At 43.1% G+C, this 21,950-nt stretch carries 20 protein-coding genes; all 20 read left to right on the forward strand.

Annotated elements, in window-relative coordinates; genetic code table 11:
* The first annotated feature begins 26 nt into the window (after positions 1-26).
* The 20 genes from FHS45_RS08785 (at position 27) to FHS45_RS08880 (ending at position 21,680) form a co-directional block, all read left to right on the forward strand.
* Positions 27-1,250: a dicarboxylate/amino acid:cation symporter gene (locus FHS45_RS08785; protein ID WP_062441908.1), complete on the forward strand. Its 1,224-nt coding sequence runs from the start codon at positions 27-29 to the stop codon at positions 1,248-1,250.
* 327 nt (positions 1,251-1,577) lie between these two features.
* On the forward strand, positions 1,578-2,429 hold the full coding sequence (locus FHS45_RS08790) for a glycoside hydrolase family 16 protein (protein WP_062441906.1): 852 nt from the start codon (positions 1,578-1,580) through the stop codon (positions 2,427-2,429).
* Complete coding sequence (locus FHS45_RS08795; RefSeq protein ID WP_062441903.1) at positions 2,426-3,763, forward strand: glycosyltransferase family 2 protein; 1,338 nt, start codon at positions 2,426-2,428, stop codon at positions 3,761-3,763. The genes FHS45_RS08790 and FHS45_RS08795 overlap by 4 nt, the downstream gene beginning before the upstream one ends.
* 53 nt (positions 3,764-3,816) lie before the next feature.
* A complete protein-coding gene (locus FHS45_RS08800) occupies positions 3,817-4,770 on the forward strand; it encodes a polysaccharide deacetylase family protein (protein WP_062441901.1) in 954 nt (317 codons plus the stop codon).
* 230 nt (positions 4,771-5,000) lie between these two features.
* The gene (locus FHS45_RS08805) at positions 5,001-5,429 is read left to right on the forward strand and encodes a VanZ family protein (RefSeq protein ID WP_166761393.1); all 429 of its coding nucleotides are present in this window, start codon (positions 5,001-5,003) and stop codon (positions 5,427-5,429) included.
* 135 nt (positions 5,430-5,564) lie between these two features.
* Positions 5,565-6,383: a sulfite exporter TauE/SafE family protein gene (locus FHS45_RS08810; protein WP_229717841.1), complete on the forward strand. Its 819-nt coding sequence runs from the start codon at positions 5,565-5,567 to the stop codon at positions 6,381-6,383.
* Positions 6,384-6,486: 103 nt separating this feature from the next.
* The gene (locus FHS45_RS08815; protein WP_062441896.1) at positions 6,487-7,329 is read left to right on the forward strand and encodes a hypothetical protein; all 843 of its coding nucleotides are present in this window, start codon (positions 6,487-6,489) and stop codon (positions 7,327-7,329) included.
* A gap of 100 nt (positions 7,330-7,429) precedes the next feature.
* On the forward strand, positions 7,430-7,696 hold the full coding sequence (locus tag FHS45_RS08820; protein ID WP_062441894.1) for a hypothetical protein: 267 nt from the start codon (positions 7,430-7,432) through the stop codon (positions 7,694-7,696).
* A gap of 345 nt (positions 7,697-8,041) precedes the next feature.
* The gene (locus tag FHS45_RS08825) at positions 8,042-8,722 is read left to right on the forward strand and encodes a GntR family transcriptional regulator (protein WP_062441891.1); all 681 of its coding nucleotides are present in this window, start codon (positions 8,042-8,044) and stop codon (positions 8,720-8,722) included.
* Entirely contained in the window at positions 8,703-9,605 is a 903-nt protein-coding gene (locus tag FHS45_RS08830; protein ID WP_062441889.1) for an acetaldehyde dehydrogenase (acetylating), read from the forward strand. Before FHS45_RS08825 ends, FHS45_RS08830 begins: the two co-directional genes overlap by 20 nt.
* The gene (dmpG, locus tag FHS45_RS08835) at positions 9,602-10,621 is read left to right on the forward strand and encodes a 4-hydroxy-2-oxovalerate aldolase (protein WP_062441886.1); all 1,020 of its coding nucleotides are present in this window, start codon (positions 9,602-9,604) and stop codon (positions 10,619-10,621) included. Before FHS45_RS08830 ends, dmpG begins: the two co-directional genes overlap by 4 nt.
* 122 nt (positions 10,622-10,743) lie before the next feature.
* Positions 10,744-11,280: a GNAT family N-acetyltransferase gene (locus FHS45_RS08840; protein WP_062441884.1), complete on the forward strand. Its 537-nt coding sequence runs from the start codon at positions 10,744-10,746 to the stop codon at positions 11,278-11,280.
* Positions 11,281-11,721: 441 nt separating this feature from the next.
* Positions 11,722-12,561 carry an MIP/aquaporin family protein gene (locus tag FHS45_RS08845; RefSeq protein ID WP_062441882.1) on the forward strand — a complete coding sequence of 280 codons (840 nt, stop codon included), beginning with the start codon at positions 11,722-11,724 and terminating at the stop codon, positions 12,559-12,561.
* A gap of 18 nt (positions 12,562-12,579) precedes the next feature.
* Positions 12,580-14,073 carry a glycerol kinase GlpK gene (gene glpK / locus FHS45_RS08850; protein WP_062441880.1) on the forward strand — a complete coding sequence of 498 codons (1,494 nt, stop codon included), beginning with the start codon at positions 12,580-12,582 and terminating at the stop codon, positions 14,071-14,073.
* A 62-nt stretch (positions 14,074-14,135) separates the two neighbouring features.
* Positions 14,136-15,116, forward strand: coding sequence for a dihydroxyacetone kinase subunit DhaK (gene dhaK / locus FHS45_RS08855; protein WP_062441878.1), 981 nt, complete (start codon positions 14,136-14,138; stop codon positions 15,114-15,116).
* Between the two features lie 15 nt (positions 15,117-15,131).
* Positions 15,132-15,752, forward strand: a complete 621-nt coding sequence (dhaL, locus tag FHS45_RS08860; RefSeq protein WP_062441876.1) for a dihydroxyacetone kinase subunit DhaL — start codon at positions 15,132-15,134, stop codon at positions 15,750-15,752.
* A 3-nt stretch (positions 15,753-15,755) separates the two neighbouring features.
* On the forward strand, positions 15,756-16,130 hold the full coding sequence (gene dhaM, locus FHS45_RS08865) for a dihydroxyacetone kinase phosphoryl donor subunit DhaM (RefSeq protein ID WP_062441873.1): 375 nt from the start codon (positions 15,756-15,758) through the stop codon (positions 16,128-16,130).
* A gap of 267 nt (positions 16,131-16,397) precedes the next feature.
* Positions 16,398-17,354 (forward strand): bile acid:sodium symporter family protein, encoded by a 957-nt coding sequence (locus tag FHS45_RS08870; RefSeq protein WP_062441869.1) that lies wholly within the window; start codon positions 16,398-16,400, stop codon positions 17,352-17,354.
* A gap of 360 nt (positions 17,355-17,714) precedes the next feature.
* The gene (locus tag FHS45_RS08875; protein WP_062441866.1) at positions 17,715-19,637 is read left to right on the forward strand and encodes a BglG family transcription antiterminator; all 1,923 of its coding nucleotides are present in this window, start codon (positions 17,715-17,717) and stop codon (positions 19,635-19,637) included.
* 96 nt (positions 19,638-19,733) lie between these two features.
* Positions 19,734-21,680, forward strand: coding sequence for a PTS fructose transporter subunit IIABC (locus FHS45_RS08880; protein ID WP_062441863.1), 1,947 nt, complete (start codon positions 19,734-19,736; stop codon positions 21,678-21,680).
* The last annotated feature ends 270 nt before the right edge of the window (positions 21,681-21,950 follow it).

Genomic DNA, 21,950 nt, shown 5'->3' on the forward strand with positions numbered 1-21,950 from the left:
TTATATAGAAATAGAGGTAGTAATTTATGAAGTTTTTAAAAGGGAATTTAATAGGACAGATTTTTGCAGCTTTTGTTTTGGCGATCGCCTTTGGTACGTTATTCAGCAATCATACTCATCTTGTACAACCGTTAGGTGATCTTTTTCTTAGGCTGATCAAATTCATTATCATTCCATTGATCCTTTCTACTTTGATTGTCGGAGTAGCCAATTCTGGCAACGTGAAGAACCTGGGTAAATTGGGTGGTAAATCGATTTTATATTATTTATCTACCACCTTTTTGGCCGTTTCCATTGGTTTGTTTTTTGCTTTTGTCATCAAACCAGGAGCGAATCTCGATGTATCCGTTGATTCTGGAGAAACGGTTAAACCTGGTGAAACAGAGGGCATTGTCGATACATTTTTAAATATTGTTCCGACCAACCCTTTCCAGTCACTAGTTGAAGGGTCGGTGCTTCAGGTTATTTTCTTTGCATTATTTATCGGTATTGCAGTTACAAGTTTGGGTAACAAAGGGAAACCGGTATATGATTTCTTTGAATCATTTGCTCAAGTTATGTACAAGATTACCGCGATGGTAATGAAAGTAGCTCCTATCGGTGTATTCGGCTTAATTGCTCCGGTAGTAGGAGACCATGGGCTGTCCATCCTGGCTCCATTACTGAAAATAATCTTAGCAATGGCTATCGCTTCTATTCTGCACGCCATCATTGTCTATTCGATAGCGGTTAAAGCTTTTGCCAATATGAACCCGATCAAGTTCTTTAAAGGTATTTCCGAAGCAGCTCTTGTAGGGTTCAGTACCTGCAGTAGTGCAGGGACACTTCCTGTCACGATGAAAAACACTCAGGAAAACCTGGGAGTATCGCGTACGACAAGCAGCTTTGTTTTACCCTTAGGTGCGACGATTAATATGGACGGAGCAGCCATCTACCAAGGGATTGCTGTTATGTTCGTTGCTCAATTTTATGGCGTCAACCTAAGTTTTATGGAACTTCTGATCGTAGTCATCACAGCTACGTTAGCTTCTATCGGTTCAGCCGGTGTACCTGGAGCAGGACTGGTTATGCTGACAATGGTACTTGCTTCGGTCAATTTACCATTAGAAGGTATCGCACTTGTAGCGGCAATCGATCGTATTTTAGACATGTTCCGTACAGCCGTCAATGTTGTCGGTGATGCCAGTGCATGTGTTGTTGTTGATTCTAAGAAAGAAGAAGATGAAAAAACTGTTGCTACAGCATCTTAGCTTATAACTTTTTAATCTCTATGAAACACCCCGGCATAATCCATATATTGGATGGTCCGGGGTGTTTTTGTTAGCTCACTGGTATTATCTATATTTTTGAGGGATCCGGGTTGAAGAACTACTAAAATTATCTATGTTTCTTTTTTAGTTCTCTATAACGAAATAATGAGGAATATTTCGTAAATAAGCGAAAAGAGAAGTTTTTTGTGGGTTAGTATTCAAAAATGTTAGTTTTAGGGCTTTTATATTCACCTTAAGATATTATATACTTGCATTAAGTTCTTTATTGAGAACATGGATGTTATTTATCTAGGTAGGTGAGGTTAGTTGAAAAAAATCATTGTCGTGATGTTTACCGTTCTGATTATTATTTTGTTCTTGGGATGGGGATATTTTTTTATTTCTAATAGCGAGGCTAATAGTATAAAAAAATACTCTTTTACTTCTCATTCTTTAAGAGGAGAATTTGCAAAAATGAACTATTCCTTTATAACAAATGGCTGGGAGCTAGTATGGCATGATGAATTTTCAGGAAATGACCTTAATTCAACATACTGGAACTTAGAAAACTGGCCTGCTGAAAAAAATAACGAATTGCAATATTATGTGCCGCAAAATGTTTTACTGGAAGATGGCTCATTAAAAATCTTAAGCAAGCGTGAGGATTTTAAAGGACGAAACTACACTTCTGGGGCTTTACATACAAAAGGAAAATTTAGTTTTTTATATGGTAAAGCTGAAATCAGGGCAAAGCTCCCTGAAGGCCAGGGGTTGTTTCCTGCCTTCTGGATGATGCCTGATAAAGATAATATATGGCTGCCTGAAATTGATATTTTGGAGATGCTTGGTCATAAAACAAATGAAATTTGGATGGTACTTCACTGGCATGACGAGAACAAACAAATGCAAAATGTATCTGCGTCTTATTCTGGAGAGAATTATGCTGAGGGGTTTCATACATTTGGAATAGAATGGTCTCCCGAACGGATTACCTGGTTTATTGATGGGGAGGAACGGTTTACTACATCAGCTTTTATTCCGGAAGAGCAAATGTATCTGTATCTTAACACAGCAATAGGTGGTGACTGGCCTGGAAGTCCTGATGAAACCACCGTCTTTCCACAATATTTCATTATTGATTATGTGAGGGTTTATAAAAAGTGGGGAGGTAATGAATGATGCTGACTACGACATTTATTCTCTTTGGTTTATTCATAGTATTTCGGCTGTTTTATATATTTGTTCCTATTTTTTCCATTAAAAATAATGATAAATTACAGCTTCTGAACGAAGAGAAAGGCATTACTGTTCTCGTTCCTGCTTATAATGAAGAAGCTATCATCACAGATTGTTTGAAGGGGTTATTGAACGTAAACTATAAAAATTTTGAAGCGATCTTTATCAATGATGGTTCTGGAGACAGGACCTTTTCTGTATTGGAAGAAATTCTAGAATTAAATCCCTTAGAAAGGGTGAAAGCTGGGGAGTTATCCCATAAACCGACTAAAGGAATCTATCAATCTGATAAATACCCCCACATATACGTCATTGATAAAATTAATGGTGGGAAAGCAGATGCTTTAAACGCAGGCATCGAACTGACTTCTAATGAGATTATTGTCACCCTAGATGCCGATAGCATACTGGATACGAATGCTTTGCAAGCAGTCAATACTACTTTTGAGGAAGATAGAGTAATTGCGGCAGGAGGGATGGTTCAGATCAGTCAGGGTTACCGAGGGAGTCACAAAAAGCCTACGCCAGTGTTCAGCACATCCGGGCTCATTCGGTTTCAAATCATTCAATATATGACTGATTTCTACTTGCATAAATTTACTCAAAGTAAAATGGGGGCTATTACTGTCATAGCTGGTGCCTTTGGAGCTTTTAGGCGTCATGCGCTATTTGAAGTTGACGGCTATCGTAATACAGTTGGAGAAGACATGGATATCACCCTGAAAATACAAAAGCTTTTAAGAACAAAATACAAAAATAAAAAAATGGTAATCATGTCTCACGCTCTCTGTTTTACAGAATGTCCTGCTACTTTCATCGATTTATATCGTCAACGAATAAGATGGCAGAAGGCTTTCATTGATTGCATATGGACTTATAAATACATGTTCTTCCGTAAATTAAGGTTTTTACCTTCTCTTTATCTGCTTTTGGATTCATTGATTTTAGGGACGTTATGTGCATTTATTGTCCTCACAGCTCCGTTTATAATTATATTGAATCCATCGAATTTTATCATTGCATTGGGGTTATTCACACTAGCTTATGTAATAGCTTTATACCAAGGGGCTGCTGCTCTCTTTATCAGCAGAAGGTATGGGGTATCTTATACCAAAAATGACTACATGCGAGTAGTGATGTTTCTTCCCTTTGAGATTATTTCTTATCGATTATTAGGGCTCCTGTTCGTTTCTTTAGGAACCATATTATATTTGAAGAATAAAAAAGGCTGGGCAGCCTCGAGGCGAGTGGGAGTCAGCTATCAGACATTTGAATAATTATGGCCTCCCGTTCTTAATAGTGAACAATGGTTGTCTTTGGAGGGAGAAATATGAAACGGATTATTTTTAATGTAGCATTTGCTGTTTCTTTTGTAGTCATTTTCGCATCGGTTTTCACTTTTTATTTGGATGAATTCGCTGGTGCTTATAATGGAATAGAAACTCTTTCACCTAGCGATCAATTGGAAATATTGGAATGTTATGATTGGTCGGAGCAGATCAGCGATTTTCCTATGGAAAATGGTAAAGGTGCTGAAGAGGTGCCGGTTCTCATATACCATCGAATTGTAGATGATGCAGCAGTTACCAAGTCACATTATGATGATTCAGCAAACCTCCATAGCACTATAGTTCTAAAATCAGAGTTCATAAAACAAATGGAATTTTTATATGAAGAGGGTTACACTGTTTTAAACTCTAAGGAATTTTTATTGTTTATGATGAATGAATTAGAAGTGCCAGAAAAAAGCGTTTTACTTACTTTTGACGATGGATATAAAGATAACTTCCGCGAAGCTTACCCTATCTTAAAAAAGTACGATTTTACAGCACTTTCTTTTCTCATTACTTCTATTATCCCGAAAAGTGATGAAAAGTATAAGGCTCAAGATGTCCAGTATTTCAGCACTCAGGATATTGAAAATAGTTGTGATATTTTCGAATTTTACAGCCATACGTTTGCCTTCCATAAGCAAACACCGGATTTAGAAGCCCACCTAAAAGAAAAAAGTAAGGAAGAAATTAAAAAAGATATTTCTGTCAGCCTCCACAATCTGAATGAACGAAACCGGGCATTTTCCTACCCATCTGGTGAGTACGATTTAGACACCATTGCGATACTGAGCGAACTTGACATCGAAATGGCCTTTTCAATCGATAAGATCAATGCAGAACCTGGAATGAACTTGTTAGAAATTCCTCGTAAAGAAATTACATCAACCACTGGTATGGAGGATTTTAAACATAAATTGATTGAAAAAAACCCAACCGATACTGGGAGTTAAAGCAAATAACGAAGAATGTCCTTATGTAATAATAGGGATCAGGTTAAATCAATCTGATTCCTATTATTATTTCAACAAGCACATCCAAAATCTGAAGACCCGGGGTGTTTTCGTTTGTACCCCAGGCCCTCCAGATATTAAGGTTTAACCTCTTTTCAAAGTCTATATTTGTTCTTTCATGGTTAGGCTTGATACTAGAGAGGGTGATGGGGATGTATGTGGATCATCAGATGTTGTTCGGAGTCGACAAGCAGATGCATTTTGTCGCTTACAGCGCTGTCTCATTATTAGTTGGGATGATGATAGTGCTAATTTCGGAAAGGCATGTGGTGAAGAGGAATATTTCTTATGCATGGATGGTCCTCGTGACCATCGGAACTTTGGAAGAGTATCGGCAATATTTCGTCCCGAATAGAAGTACTGAGTTTTTAGATGCGCTCGCCAATATAGTTGGAGTTAGTGCAGGTTTGGCTGTGCCACTGGCGATGTGGTATATATTGCAGAAGAGGATCCACGTAAAGCTGTTTGTTATCTATTATATAATGTTGATTCCGTTATTACTCGGACTGCTTTATTTGAACGAACGGCCATTTGTCACGTTCGATGCCCCTATGCAGGAGCGGGTGGAGCAGTTTGTAGCTTTTATCGGTTTTGATTAGTACCTCAGCAAATGTCATTTACTTGCTGGGGTATTTTTGCGCTTTAGAGAACTTTAACTTTGTTAAAGTATTAAAGTATAATAAATACTTAGACTTTCGCCATAAATACAGGGCGATAAGCCAAATATTTTTAATATGATTAAGTTTGGAATTCAACGTATGGAGATGGTCATCATCGTTATTATCTATTTTTTAATTGGTTTTATATCTTCTTTAGTCGGGGCGATGGCCGGCCTTGGCGGTGGTGTTATCATTAAACCGGTGCTCGATTTTGCCGGCCATTATGACCTGGCTACTATCGGTGTACTTTCGGCAGCGACTGTTTTTGCTATGTCCAGTGTTTCCTTAATAAAATCAGGAAATCTTGAGGTGAGCGTCAATGTGAAAGTGAGTTCATTGATTGCGGTTGGTTCTATTGCCGGTGGTTTAATCGGAAAATGGGTGTTCAATTACTTTGTCGTCAGTCTGGATGTGGACAGTATTATCGGCGTCGTACAATCAATCATACTGGCGCTGATTTTAATGCTTATCCTCATTTATTTTAGATGGAGCCATTTTTTCAAAAGTTATGTGCTAAAAAACTCGCTGGCAATCCTGCTTGCTGGCCTGGGGCTTGGATTTCTCTCTGCTTTTCTTGGAATCGGCGGCGGTCCGTTGAATGTTGCGGTTTTGGCATTGTTATTTTCGATGAACGGCAAGGAAGCGGTCATTAACTCGACCTTTATCATCTTTTTCTCTCAGCTCTCCGCTTTGTTTTTAGTGGCATTTACATCGGGCTATACGGATTTGGATCTTTCTATGCTTGGCTATATGATCGCTGGCGGGGTTATAGGCGGTTTTATTGGCAGCAGCCTTTTATATAGAATATCTGAAAAAGTGGTGTCAATCGTATTCACGGTCACCGTCTTTATTGTCATGGTGATCAATATTTATAATGTGTTTCAGTATTTGTAAAAGAATCGTCTTTTTAGGAGGCGTTTCTTTTTTTACATGACTATTTTATGTATGGGAAATCGGTTAAAATTCAAATAATAGAAGTATTCGGAGGAGGCGTGGCATGGCTAGGAAAATAGCGGTAATGATTCTACATGGAGCGGGAACACCAAGCGATACTTTTGCAGAGGAGATTATTCAACATATAAATAAACGTTTTCAGAAAAAAGTAGGCGAAGATGCCCTGATATTTGAACCGGTACTATGGTCTAAAGTTTTCGCATCCGAGCAGGAGCTGCTATGGGAACGCGTGCACGCGGATGCTGATCTTGATTACCAGCGGCTGCGGCGATTCACGGTTGAGTTTTTAGCCGATGCAATTGCTTATCAGCCGTCATCAGTGGAGGACAATAATTATGATAAAGTACACGAGCTGCTCGCAGGGGCTTTGAGCAACTTAGAAGAAAAGGCCGGGCCAGAAGCGCCGCTCTGTGTTATCAGCCACAGCCTTGGCTCAGTGATTGCAAGCAATTATCTGTATGATCTGCAACGGAAACAGTCGAATATCGGCACACGAACTTGGCGGAGGATTAAAAATACACCATTGGAAAATGGGGAAACGTTAGCGAATTTTTATACGATGGGCAGCCCGCTTGCTTTATGGTCACTCAGGTTCAGTGAGTTCGGCTTGCCGATTCATGTACCCGCTCCTAACTTGCCACGCCATCATGCCGGTGTCGAAGGCGAGTGGCTGAATTTTTACGACAAAGACGATATCCTCGCCTATCCTCTGAGGGGCTTGAATAAAAATTATCGCAAGGTGGTCACCGAAGATGTAGCGGTTAATGTCGGTGGACTTTTGAGAAGCTGGAATCCCTTCTCCCACAGCCAGTATGACGAGGAACGCGAATTGGTCGACCGAATTGTGGACGGGCTTGTGCGCACATGGGAAAACATGAATAAATGATATCCTGAACACCCCCGGGTCCTCCAGTAAATGGAATTTGTTAGAGGAGGGGGAAAAGGGGGAATATAAATGGTAAATGAATAACAGGAGGATTATGCCGATGAAAAAAATCCATGCTTATTTTCAAAATGAGGATCAGGCGGAAGGCGTACGAGCGAAGTTGCAGGCATTAAGGGCAGACAATATTTGGGTCGAGGAAATGCCCGATGACAACCATGAGATGATTGGGATGTTGAAGCGTGTATTCAGTCCAAGAGAAGATGGGGACAAGTATCCGATGCAGGTGCTGACAGCTGATATTGCCGAAGAGGATTACGATCGAGTGGTTGCTATCGTGCATGATAATCATGGCCATATTGAGAAATAAAAGGGAAGCGAGCAGACTTGGATCTGCTCGCTTTTTTGCGGATTATATGAGACAAACTATCAGTAAGTGAGACACGAGAGGGCGTATGAGAGAAGGTATCGAAGGAAAGAGTGACAATTTTGAAATTATGAGAGACAAAATCGTAAATAAGAGTGACACTGTCAGCCTTATATGAGAATAAAAGCCTGTTTATGAGACAAATGATACACAATCCCGTTAAGGAAAAGCGTACATTCCGACCGCTTTTCCTTTTTTAAGGTTGACGAACCCAGTTTCCTCCTCTATACTTTTACACAAGATTTGTTAACTGTTAACTTTTCAGAATATTCACAAGGAGATAGACTTATGAAGATCGAAAAGCAGAATATCAGCAATCGAGTACTCGAATACTTACGTAAGCAGATAATTCTCGGTCACTTTGAGAAAGGGGACCACCTGGTGGAAGCGACTTTGTCTAAACAGCTGGAGGTCAGTCGCGGGCCGATCAGGGAAGCGATAGCCAAGCTGGAAGCGGAAAATCTGGTGGAGAAACATTCCAACGGCAGGACAGTGGTGAAGCGGTTTGACATCATTGATATTCAAAACCTTTATGATAGCCGCATCCTGTTGGAAACGCATGCGCTCAAGCAGATTGATCCGGACATTTTAGAAATGAATAAAAGTAACCTCTATTTATTTGTGGATCTGATGCAGAAGTCGTATGAACAAAAACAGCGAGACATCGAATCGGATTTGGCCTTCCATGGCTATCTGGTGAAATTGACGGACAACCATACACTGATGCAGCTATGGACATCACTAAAAGAAGTTTTCCGTACATTGATCGACATCACAAGTGAAGTGACAGAGTCCAAGCAGCAGGAGATCATCGACCAGCATGTCAGCATCGTAGAATCACTGGCTCAGGGGAATGTACAACAAGCCAACAAACTGTTAACGGAACACCTGGAGGATGCCTGTCATTATTGTTGTGAAGGAAAGAAATCAAATATAGGGAGAGATGATTATGTCCAATCAGAAAATTAAGTGTGCCATTATCGGTTCCGGTAATATCGGAACGGATCTCATGTACAAATTGCTAAGGAGCGATAAGCTTGAGCTTACCGCGATGGTCGGGATCGATCGCAATTCTAAGGGGTTGGCGCTGGCTAAGGAACATGGGGTGAAGCCGATTTATAACGGGATTGAAGGGCTGGCAGAAGAACCAAAATTAGCAGAAATCGTCTATGAAGCTACTTCAGCAAAAGCACATGCATATAATGCGCCGATTTTAAAAAACTTAGGAATGAAAGCGGTTGATTTGACACCGGCAGCCGTAGGTCCTTTTTTAGTACCTTCGGTTAATTTGAAAGAAGAAGAGATTGCTGAGCTTGATAACGTCAATATGGTTACGTGTGGCGGACAGGCAACTATCCCAATGGTGAAAGCGATTTCTGATGTTGTGAAGGTAGATTACGCGGAAATCGTCGCATCGATCGCCAGTAAAAGTGCCGGACCTGGAACGCGTCAGAACATAGATGAATTCACGGTGACGACCGCAAAAGCATTGCGTGAAGTCGGAGGGGCTGATGAGTCGAAAGCGATCATAACGTTGAATCCGGCTGAGCCGCCGATCTTGATGAGAAATACGATTCACGTACAAACAGCAGAATCTGCAGATGCGTACCGGGAGGACATTTTGGATTCCCTGGATTCCATGTTGCAAACGGTGCAGGGTTATGTAAAAGGGTACCGATTCAAAGCGGATCCGGTGATAAAAGGGAACGTCGTGACGGTCTCTGTCGAAGTGGAAGGAAATGGAGATTTTCTACCTGAATACGCGGGCAATCTGGATATCATTACATCAGCGGCTGTGAAAACTGGAGAAGTTATGGCGGCACATCTGACGAAGGAGGAAGCGGCACAATGAGCAATAATAGAAAAGTAGTTTTTAATGACGTGACATTACGGGATGGGATGCATGCCATTTCCCATCAATATACAACCGAACAAATTGCTGAACTGACCCAGCTGATTGATGAGTCTGGCGTCGATATCATTGAAGCCACCCATGGCGACGGGTTAGGCGGAAGCTCGATACAGTATGGTTTTTCAAAAGAGTCAGAGGAAGATATCATTAAGACAGCAGTAAAAAATGCCAAGAATGCAAAAGTAGGTGTGCTGCTTCTTCCTGGTATCGGGACCATCGAACATCTCGAACGGGCAAGAGAATGGGGGGCATCTGTGGTGCGGGTTGCAACGCATTGCAGTGAAGCGGACGTTTCTGAACAACATATCAAAAAAGCGGTAGATTTGGGGATGGACACGGTTGGCTTTCTGATGATGTCCCACCGTTCGACTCCTGAAGATCTACTTGAAGAAGCGAAAAAAATGGAATCTTACGGAGCAGGAACCATTTATGTAGTAGATTCCGCCGGGGCGTTGACAATGGATGACACCCGAAGAAGGATTGCGCTTTTCAAAGAAAACTTGAGCACGGACATCGGGTTCCATGGACATAATAACCTGTCACTCGGGGTTGCCAATTCCATCGTTGCCTTGGAAGAAGGCGCAAACCGAATCGATACAAGCCTGGCTGGAATGGGCGCGGGAGCAGGGAATACGGCTACCGAACAGCTTGTTGCCGTCATGAACAAAATGGAGATACCACATACGATAGATTTATATAAAGCGATGGACGCGGCGGAAAATGTAATGAAGCCGATGATGAACCGCCCTGTCCAGATCGATCGCCTGAGTCTGACGTTAGGCTACACCGGGGTCTACTCCAGCTTCTTGTTATTCGCAGAGCGAGCTGGTAAAGAGTATGGCGTCGACCCTCGTGATATTTTGACGAAAATAAGTGAAATGGGTGCTGTCGGCGGCCAGGAAGACTGGATCATCGGGGTAGCTCAGGATTTGGCAAAAGAAAAAGCGCACGCGTAAAGAAAATGTCCAGGTGAGGAGAGTCTTCCTTGCCTGGGCATTTTTTTGATGCGAAGACCGGTAAAGGGGAGTCGTTGTACAATGGTATAATAGTATATACTGCTTTATAGAGGAGGAAGAGAATGAGAGGCAGCAATATATACATAAGAGCTTTTACAGAAAAAGATACCGATGCACTATTGAAATTACAGACAGAAAATCGTGCGTTTTTTGAAGCATTTGCGATGGATCGGAGTGAAGATTTTTACACACGAGAAACACAGGTGAAGCGGATAGAGCAGTTTGCCGAAGATATTGAACATGGCAAAGGGTATTATATGGGGATTTTCAAAAAAGATGATCATTTTCTTGTGGGGACTATCAATCTATTTTCCGTATTAAGAGGCTCCCTGCAAACTGCTTTTCTAGGATATTTTCTGGATGAAAAACATAACGGTAGAGGCTTTACGACAGAAGCTGTGAAGTTGATGGTGAGATTCGCTTTCGATGAGCTGAAACTGCATCGGATTGAAGCAGGTGTCATGCCGCGTAACTTAGCGTCCATTCGTGTGTTAGAGAAATCGGGATTTCATAAAGAAGGGATTGCCAAGAGTAATGTCCGGATAAATGGCAAGTGGGAAGATCATCAGGTGCTGGCAATCATCAATCCAGCTGATTAGTGATTATGCGCTGATAAGAGAGACAATCGCTGCGTTTGTGAGCAAAGTGCGCGTGTATGTTAGACAGTTAAAAAGATAAAAGAGACACTTTTGGAAAAAAGAGAGACAAAACCGAAAATAAGAGCGGCAAATTTGCCGGTTTATGAGAATTAATGCCTTTATATGAGACACTACATTCCTGCTGCATTAGCATTGGTGTTTTTCATTTCATTCAACCACTTTATTATTAATGATAGATTACAAGTCAGAAACTTTTTCGTGAAAATTATTGACACCGCTTACATAATCATTTAGTTTAATAGATAACAAGTTAACGAAGTGACGGAGATACGGAGACTCACGCTAAGCACATGCTTTTCCCTGGGAAAAGCATGTGCTGAGTGTGGGTCTTTTTGTGTTCCTGTTATCTTGTAAATCCAACGAAGAAGGAGTGTAAACCACATGCATGAGTTTTTAGCCGAACTGATAGGTACGATGATTCTGATTATTTTTGGCGGCGGAGTGGTTGCTGGTGTGGTGTTGAAAAATTCGAAGGCAGAAGGTGCCGGGTGGGTGGTCATTACGATTGCCTGGGGCCTTGCCGTTGCGATGGCTGTTTATGCTGTGGGACAATTTTCAGGAGCGCATATCAATCCGGCGGTTACCCTTGGGTTCGCTGCGGTAGGTGAGTTTCCGTGGGAAAAAGTTCCGATGTATATTACCGCCCAGGTGATTGGTGCATTTGTCGGTGGCGTTATCGTATTTTTGAATTACCTTCCTCACTGGAAGGAAACGGAGGACCAGGGTGCCAAGCTGGCGGTATTTTCTACAGACCCTGCGGTACGCAGTCCTTTTTCCAACCTGGTCAGTGAAATCATCGGCACATTCGTTTTGTTGATGGGATTGATGTTCATTGGTGCCAACGACTTCACGGATGGGTTGAATCCGATGATTGTCGGTGCGTTGATTGTCGCTATTGGGATGTCACTCGGTGGGACAACTGGGTATGCGATTAACCCGGCACGTGATTTGGGACCGCGAATTGCTCACGCTTTCTTGCCGATCCCGGGGAAAGGCGGATCGGATTGGAGCTATGCCTGGGTGCCGGTCATCGGTCCGGCCATTGGCGGTATATATGGTGCTGTATTTTATCGGGCCATGTTTTTAGGTGAATTCTCTACGTTATTCTGGGTTTTCAGTGCGATCATGGCTATCATTCTCGTTTCAGCTGCGATGTCCGAATTGAAAGAAGAGAGGACTGCAGTTGATCGTGTCGAAAAGAAAATAGGAGAGGTAAATTAATAAAAGGAGAGATGTTATATGGAAAAAAAGTATATTCTATCAATCGATCAGGGGACGACAAGTTCACGGGCGATTTTATTTGATGAAGCTGGAACGATTGTAGGTACCGGGCAAAAGGAATTTGAACAGTTTTTCCCGAAACCGGGCTGGGTCGAGCATGATGCCAACGAAATCTGGACGTCCGTGCTTGCCTGTATAGCAGATGTGTTAAGAAAAACAGACATCGATCCGAGCCAGGTTGCTGGGATCGGGATCACGAACCAGCGTGAAACAACTGTTGTCTGGGATAAAAACACAGGCAAGCCGGTCTATAAAGCAATCGTCTGGCAGTCCCGTCAGACGGAAGGAATCTGTAAGGACCTTCGTGAACAAGGTCATAATGACCTGTTCCGCGACAAAACAGGCTTGCTCTTAGACCCTTACTTTTCCGGGACAAAAGTGAAATGGATTCTGGATAACGTCGAAGGTGCACGTGAAAAAGCGGACAATGGAGATTTGTTATTCGGTACGATGGATACGTGGCTCGTCTACAAACTGACTGGCGGAAAGGTTCATATCACCGACTATTCCAACGCATCTCGTACGCTAATGTTCAATATTTACGACTTGAAGTGGGATGATGAACTGCTTGATATCCTTGGCGTGCCAAAAAGCATGCTGCCGGAAGTGAAGCAGTCTTCTGAAGTTTACGGAAACACTGTCGATTATCATTTCTTCGGTCACGAAGTTCCAATTGCCGGTATCGCTGGTGACCAGCAGGCGGCGTTATTCGGACAGGCTTGTTTTGAAAAAGGAATGGCGAAAAACACGTATGGAACAGGCTGCTTCATGCTAATGAATACTGGTGAAAAAGGTGTGAAGTCCGAGCATGGTCTGTTGACGACCCTGGCATGGGGGTTGGATGGAAAAGTCGAATATGCATTGGAAGGAAGTATCTTTGTCGCCGGGTCTGCGATTCAATGGCTGCGTGACGGGCTGAAACTGATCGACAGTGCACCGGAAACGGAAAACCTGGCTTCATCTGTTGATTCTACGGATGGCGTTTACCTTGTGCCGGCATTCGTCGGCCTCGGTACCCCATATTGGGACAGCGATGCTCGAGGAGCAGTATTCGGACTGACACGCGGGACTTCGAAAGAGCATTTCGTCCGTGCCACACTGGAATCATTGGCCTACCAGACTAAAGACGTACTGGATGCGATGATTGCAGACTCTGAACTTGATCTTAAGAAATTGCGCGTCGACGGTGGTGCTGTGAAAAATAACTTCCTGATGCAGTTCCAGAGTGACATTCTCGGAGTACCAGTCGAACGCCCGGTCGTGCAGGAAACCACAGCTTTAGGTTCCGCGTATCTTGCTGGTCTTGCTGTTGGCTATTGGAAAGATAAAAATGAAATCAAGCAGCAGTGGAAGAACGATCGTACGTTTGAAGGAGAAATGGAAGAAAGCAGGCAGGAAGAACTTTATAATGGATGGAAAAAAGCGGTAGCGGCTACGCGTGAATTCAAGTAAACCACTAATGACAGGCACCTTTTGATAACAAGAGGTGCCTGATTAATAGGAGGGGCTAGTAGATGAAAAAAATAATGAATGAGCCGAACCAAATCGTAACAGAAATGCTGGATGGTTTTGTTGCAGCTAAACCTGGCAAAGTCAAACGGATACCTGATACCACAGTCGTCACAAGAAAAGATTCTCCTATTCAAAATAAAGTTGGCATCGTCAGCGGGGGAGGAAGCGGCCATGAGCCTGCCCATGCCGGATACATAGGAAAGGGGATGCTCGATGCAGCCGTGGCAGGTGAAGTTTTCACCTCCCCGACGCCTGATCAGGTATTGGAAGCGATCAAAGCAGTTGATGGTGGAGCTGGGGTGTTATTGGTCATCAAAAATTACACCGGAGATGTCATGAACTTCGATATGGCAGCTGAGCTTGCCGAAGCAGAAGGCATTGATGTGGCACAGGTCGTCGTCAATGACGATGTTGCCATTGATGATGTAGATGGTCGCCGTGGCGTTGCCGGTACTGTTTTTGTTCATAAAATTGCCGGTGCTAAAGCGGAGGCAGGCGCTTCACTGGAGGAAGTGAAAAATGCCGCTGAGAAAGTGATTGCTAATGTGCGGTCAATGGGGGTAGCTCTGAGTCCATGCGTCATGCCGGCATCCGGTAAACCGAGTTTTGAACTTGGCGACGACGAAATGGAAGTAGGCATTGGCATCCACGGTGAGCCAGGAACAGAACGTAAGACTCTCGGGACAGCTGATGAAATCGCTGTTGAACTGACCAATCATATTCTGGAAGATTTGCCTGAAGCAGAAGAAATAGCCGTCATGGTGAACGGAATGGGCGCGACACCTGAAATGGAACTGAATCTCGTCAATCGCAAGGTCCAGGAGATTTTGCAGGAAAAAGGGGTAAAGACCTATAAAACGTTCGTCGGCGAGTACATGACATCCTTGGAAATGGCAGGATGCTCCGTGACTTTATTGAATTTGGACGATGAATTGAAAGAGCTGTTGGACAGCCCGTCTGATGCGCCAGCACTGCGAGTTTAAAAAGGAGGTAAGCTTATGACATTCACAGTTGAACAAGCTATCAATTGGCTTACGAAAAGCAACGAAAAAATACAGAAAAATAAAGACTATTTGTCTGAATTGGACCAGGCAATCGGAGACGGCGACCATGGAATCAACATGGCAAGAGGTTTTGATGAGGTCGTCAAGAAGCTCGATGGCAACGATTATGAGCAAGTCGCGGACGTTTTGAAGGATGCAGCGATGACGTTGATGTCAAAAGTGGGAGGCGCATCGGGACCATTGTTCGGAACGGCATTCTTGAAAATATCGATGGCAGTGAAAGGCGAAGAGGCTGTAACGTTTGGTACTTTTGTCAAAGCGTTGGAAGATGCAGTGGCAGGGGTCAAACAACGCGGCAAAGCAGAAGAAGGAGAAAAGACAATGATTGACGTCTGGTCGCCTATGGTAGAGCGGATGAAAGCTGCAGATGACTTTGATGCCAGTGTCATCCGTGATAACGCCAAGTCATCGATGGAAGCAACTAAAGATATCGTAGCGACAAAAGGTCGTGCCGCTTACTTGAAAGAACGCTCGAAAGGCCACCTCGACCCCGGCTCTGTTTCTTCTTATTATATATTTGAAGCTCTGGCCGAAAGCCTGGAAGAGGGGGCGTAGACAATGGCGAATGTAGGGATTGTGATTATATCTCACAGCGAAAAAGTTGCCGACGGAGTCAAAGATATCCTCGAACAGGCCGTCGGGCAGGTTACTGTGGAATCAGCCGGTGGGACGGAAGACGGTGAAATTGGAACCAGCCTCGAAAAAATCCAGGGTGCGATAGAGAATGTGCACAGCGCCCAGGGCACGGTTGTTTTCTATGATCTTGGCAGCGCGAAAATGAATGCCGAGATAGCGATTGAAATGCTGGAGCTTGAGAATGTGCATTTGGCGGAAGCGCCTGTGCTGGAAGGAGCTTATCTGGCTGCGGTGGAAGCAAGTATGGGAAGTGCTTTAGACGAGGTCGTGAAGGCGTTGGAAAAAGAGTTTAAGTGAAGTTTTGGGCCTTAGGAAAGAAATTTCCCGAGGCTCTTTTTTATATTTTATAAATATTTATTGATAAGATTAAGACGCACATTTAAAAGTCTAAACTCGCACGATTAACTCTGCCACTCACATGATTAAGAGAACAGACAAACTAGCAATAACATATTCATGCTGATACTTTTCAATAAGTCATTCAGAAAGAATGATAAATTTTGTTTATGATATGATAGTAATAATTTACATAATGTGCGCTATCACCTAAAGGAGCAGGACATCATGCTGCAAACTTTCAATATCTATTTGCAAAAAATCATGCCATATATGACACCTACTGCCGTAGTAATTGGTGTTCTTTTTGCTGGGTCCCTGGAACAGTTTGTTTTTCTTGTTCCCTGGATTTTTGCATTCATGACTTTTTCAGGGAGCCTCGGGTCCAACTTCAAAGATTTGAAAAAAGCCCTTAGCCATCCGCTTTCTCTGGTTGTTTGTCTAATTATTTTACATATCATTATGCCGGTCATTGCCCTGTTAACAGGTTTGTTGCTTTTTCCGAATGATATGAATACCACTGTTGGGCTGCTGCTTTCTTTTATCATCCCGACCGGAATCACCAGCCTGATCTGGGTTTCCATCTATAAAGGCAATGTCGCGCTGACCCTATCTATCATACTGTTAGATACATTGCTTGCTCCATTTGTCATTCCCCTTGTATTAAAAGTGTTCGTAGGGAATTCTGTTGAGATGAATGTTATCGACATGATGGAAGGGTTGCTTTGGATGATTGTTATTCCTTCCTTAATCGGAATGTTCGTGAATCATTATGCAAAAAAAGAGATTACGTTAAGACTGGAGGCGAACCTTGCTCCTTTTACAAAGTTAGGGATTGGGGCAGTAGTTGCTATTAACAGCTCGGCTGCCGCGCCTTATTTGAAAAATATAGATGCAAAGCTGTTTTTGATTGCTGTCACGGTGTTTAGTTTAGCTGTCGCTGCTTATCTGATCGGTTACTTTTCCGGGAAACTATTGAAGTTAGATCAGGGTTCCGTCGTATCTCTGACTTTTAATAGTGGAATGAGAAATATTAGTGGGGGAGCGGTTATCGCGATCACTTATTTTGCTCCTCCTGTTGTCGTGCCGGTTATTGTCGGTATGTTATTCCAGCAGGTGCTGGCTTCGTTTGCCGGAAGTTTTATGGCGAAGTATTCACTAAATCCTGTAAAGGAAAGTTTATGACTTATGGGAGCGTATGTGGAAGTTTTGCGAGCAGGTAAATTCCTGCTCATTTTGGCTGGATGAGAGACAAATGAAGCATTTGTGAGAAAATAAGAGCATATGAGTGAAACATACTACTGTATGAGAGACGATTTTGAAGAAAAGAGAGACAAATTCGAAAATAAGAGTGACACTATTAAAATTATATGAGAAGTAAAGCTTGTATGAGAGACAATGAAGCTTGTTGATTAAACGTTTAATCAAATCTTTCTAAATAATGGTTCCTGTCGTAAAACAGGGTGAGCGTATAAAGTAATTTGTCGATACAGCACCTATCGGGTAGAATGAAGGTGATTTCAATGAAGGCAGCAGGTGGTTGACATGAACGACAGACAAAAAGAGCTAGTCCGCATTTTGGCTCTTAATTCAAATGAATATAAACAGGTGAACGAGCTGGCAGGTACACTGGATTGCTCCGAGAAGACGGTTCGTAATGATTTAAAAGAGGTGCAGTCATTTCTAGCTGACTATCCAGCTGCTTCGTTGATCCGTAAACCCGGACTAGGAGTTCGCCTTTCCATCAGCCAGGATGAAAAGTCCCGTCTGTTCGATCGCCTGTATCAGTCTGAAACGAAGTCGGAGGAAGATCGCCTGCTTGAAATAACTTACCACTTACTAGTTAACGATCGCGCTGTTACGTTGACACAGCTTGCCGATAATTATTTTGTGAATAAAAACGTCATTAAAAATGATTTAGCATTGATTGCACGCTGGCTGCGGCGGTTTAATCTTGAATTGATTTCAAAGCAGCGGCTGGGGCATATCATTCAGGGCGGGGAGCTGCAGAAACGAAATGCGTTAGCCCGTCTCCCTGAACTCATCTCCTCACGCTCAGGCAATAATAAAGACATTTTAGACTTATTCCCTCCTTATGAGGTGAAAATCGTCAGGGATTTCCTGAAGGATATGCAGCATCACTTTTCAGTATTAACGAGCGAGGGAGACTATGAAAGCCTGTTGATTCATGCGCTTGTCATGATTAAACGGACAGCCCAGCATGCTCCCATCCAACTGAAAGATACAGAAAAAGCCTCCGTTCAAGAAACAGAGGAATACGGAATTGCTACTTGGTTTATCAAACGACTCGAGCGTGAACTAAAGATGAAGTTCCCGGAAAATGAGCAGGCTTATTTCGCACTTCATCTCGTAAGCAGTAAAGGGGTCCACCACGCACGAAAAGAAAAGGGATCCGGGGTAACGGAAATCGTGAGTCAGTTGATTTCAAAAATGAAGAGGCTTACACTCGTGGATTTTACCACGGATCAAACTTTGGTAGATGGGCTGCATACGCATTTGGAACCGACAATCAATCGGGTACAATTTGGCTTTACGATTCAAAATCCGCTTTTAAGTGATATAAAGAAAAAGTATCCATACATGTTCAGCATGGTTGTGCTTGCCTTGGAAGAATTAGCAGAAACATATGAGCTTTCCTTTCCTGAGGAAGAAGCAGCTTATTTAGTGCTCCATTTTCAAGCAGCAGTCGAGCGCCTGCAGCAAAAAAGAAATACAACAAAGAAGGTCGTGATTGTTTGCGACCTTGGTGTGGGCATGTCCCATTTGCTTCAGGCAAAGATTGAACAATCGTACACAGGTTTTGACATTATCGGAAGCGTGGGACAATGGCAAGTAGATGAAATGCTGAAGCAGCAGCCCGTAGATCTCGTAATTTCTACAAAATCATTAACTGACATAAAAGTTCCAAGCCTGGTAGTTTCTCCGCTGCTTGAAGCCCAAGACAAAAAGCGGCTGGATGATTTTTTACAAGCGATGGAAAAGGAAAACCATTCTGAACGCGGGCTGGATGGCTTAGTCGGGCTATTGGATGAGGCTTTTATTCATCTTAATGTTCGCGAGGAGCATCGGTTTAAGGTTGTCGAATTACTGGCTAATGGCTTAATGGAAAAAGGAAGGGTCACTTCACTCTTTCCCCATAGTGCTATAGCAAGAGAACGATCTTCGGCAACGTCGATTGGAGGCGGAATCGCTATTCCCCATGCACATTCGGAGGAAGTCCACCGGTCTACTGTCGCCATGGCGGTATTGAAGGAACCTTTAGAATGGGGAACGGAACATGTGTCTGTTGTGTTTCTTTTGGCGATTGCAAAAAATGACCAGCATATGACCAAACCGCTTATCCAGGCAATTTCCAGCCTAAGTGAAAGTCCGGAACTTCTTCAGCAGTTGATAAAAGCGTGGAGCGCAAGAGAAGTGATCGATATTCTAGAGTCTTTTTCTAAATAATTCATTTTTACCACAGCTCCGGTAAAAATGAATTATTTTTTATGGCGAAAAATGTCGTATTCTATAGTTACAACAAATAAGTGAGGGGGAAACGACATGAAAATACTAGCTGTAACTGCGTGTCCGGTCGGAATCGCTCATACGTATATGGCTGCTGAAAATTTACAAAAAGTAGGCGAAGAAATGGGCGTCGATATCAAGGTTGAGACACAGGGTTCGATTGGTGTGGAAAATGCGTTGACCGATAAAGATATTGAGGAAGCGGATGGCATCATCATTGCCAGTGACAAAGAAGTTTCCAAGGAGCGTTTCATTGGAAAAAAACTTATCGTCGTTGGAGTTCAGGAAGGTATCCGCCAGCCGAAAGAATTGATCAAGCGAATCCAGGACGGGGATGTATCCGTTTACAAGGCGGGGATGGCTTCTGTCGCAGAAGCGAAAAATCAAAAGAAAGAAAAAGAAAACCCGGTTTATCGTCACTTGATGAATGGTGTCTCTTACATGATCCCGTTCATCGTTGTAGGTGGTCTGTTGATAGCGCTCGCATTAGCGCTTGGAGGCGAGCAGACACCTGGTGGCATCGTCATTCCGGAAGATTCTTTCTGGAAACAGATTGAAGCATTGGGCGGCGCATCATTCACGTTCATGGTACCGATTTTAGCAGGGTTCATTGCTGTCAGTATCGCGGACCGTCCAGGTTTAGCACCTGGTATCATCGGTGGTTATATTGCTGCCAACGGAAGTTTTTACGGAAGTGAAGCAGGAGCTGGATTCATCGGTGGTATCATAGCTGGTTTCCTTGCAGGTTATGTTGTATTGGCTATCAAGAAACTTAAAGTACCACAGGCTATCCAGCCGGTCATGCCGATTATTTTTATTCCGATCATCGGTTCGTTGGTTGTCGGTTTATTGTTCATCTTCGTCATTGGTGCACCGGTAGCAAGTGTGTTCGAAGGACTTACCGGATGGCTCGAAGGTATGCAGGGCACAAGTTCAATCGTGCTGGCAATGATTCTTGGAGCTATGATCGCGGTCGATATGGGTGGTCCGTTTAATAAGGTTGCCTTTTTATTCGGGGCTGCCATGATTGGTGAAGGAAACTATGAAATCATGGGACCGATCGCTGCCGCTATCGCTATCCCGCCGATTGGCATGGGGCTTGCGACTTTTATCAACAAAAAGAAATACCAGCAGTCAGAGCGTGAAACAGGTAAAGCATCGTTTACGATGGGATTATTCGGAATCACAGAAGGTGCGATTCCTTTCGCGGCACAAGATCCGCTTCGTGTCATTCCGAGTATCATCGTCGGTTCGATGACCGGGTCTGTTATCGCGATGATGAGTAACGTTGGGGACCGTGTCGCCCACGGCGGTCCGATTGTGGCTGTGCTCGGTGCAGTAGATAACGTATTGATGTTTTTTATTGCAATCGCAGTTGGTGTAGTTGTCACCGCATTCCTCGTTAACTTTCTAAAAAAGGATGTTGCAGTAGCAGGAGTACTAGCAGGAGAAGCAGAGGTTGCCGATCAGCCTGCGGAAGAGACTACTGAGACAGAACCAGAGCCGGTGGAACAGCCAAAAGAAATCAATAAATTGACGGATATTACCACGCCTGAATTGATCAATATTGATTTGGAAGGCTCTTCACGGGATGATGTGATTGATGAATTGATTCAGACATTAGATACAGAAGGTGTCCTTGATTCCAAAACGGAATTCAAACAAGCAATTTTGAACCGCGAGCAGGAAAGCAGCACAGGACTGGGCATGAACATCGCCATTCCCCATGGAAAGTCTTCCGCTGTTAAAACGCCGGCCGTCGTGTTTGGCATTAAGCGTGACGGTGTCGACTGGAACAGCATGGACGGAACCGCTGCGAAGCTCATTTTCATGATTGCTGTACCAAAGGAACGTCAGGGCGATGATCATTTGAAAATCTTGCAGATGTTGTCTCGTCGTTTGATGGATGAGAAATTCCGCGAAGATTTATTGCATGTGAAGACTAAAGAAGAAGCGTATGGTTTGTTGGAAACGATACGTTAATAAGGAAGCGAGCAGATTAGCGTCTGCTCGCTTTTTATCTGATTTGGTATAGGAGGAATTTTTACATGCTTATTTCCCGACAGGGAGGTTACTGTAAATCGGGGAGCAGCGTCATAAATTTAAACCTCTATATACGAACATAGCTTTACTCATTTAATGTAAAGATGTAGTTATGCAAGAATCAGGGTTGATAATATTTACCTTGTGAAGTTGGAAAACTTAATAACTTATAATTTGTTAATATAAAAGTTAAACAACTACAACAAAACT

The organism is Thalassobacillus devorans (assembly GCF_011761345.1).
In the GTDB taxonomy this organism is placed as follows: domain Bacteria; phylum Bacillota; class Bacilli; order Bacillales; family Halobacillaceae; genus Thalassobacillus; species Thalassobacillus devorans.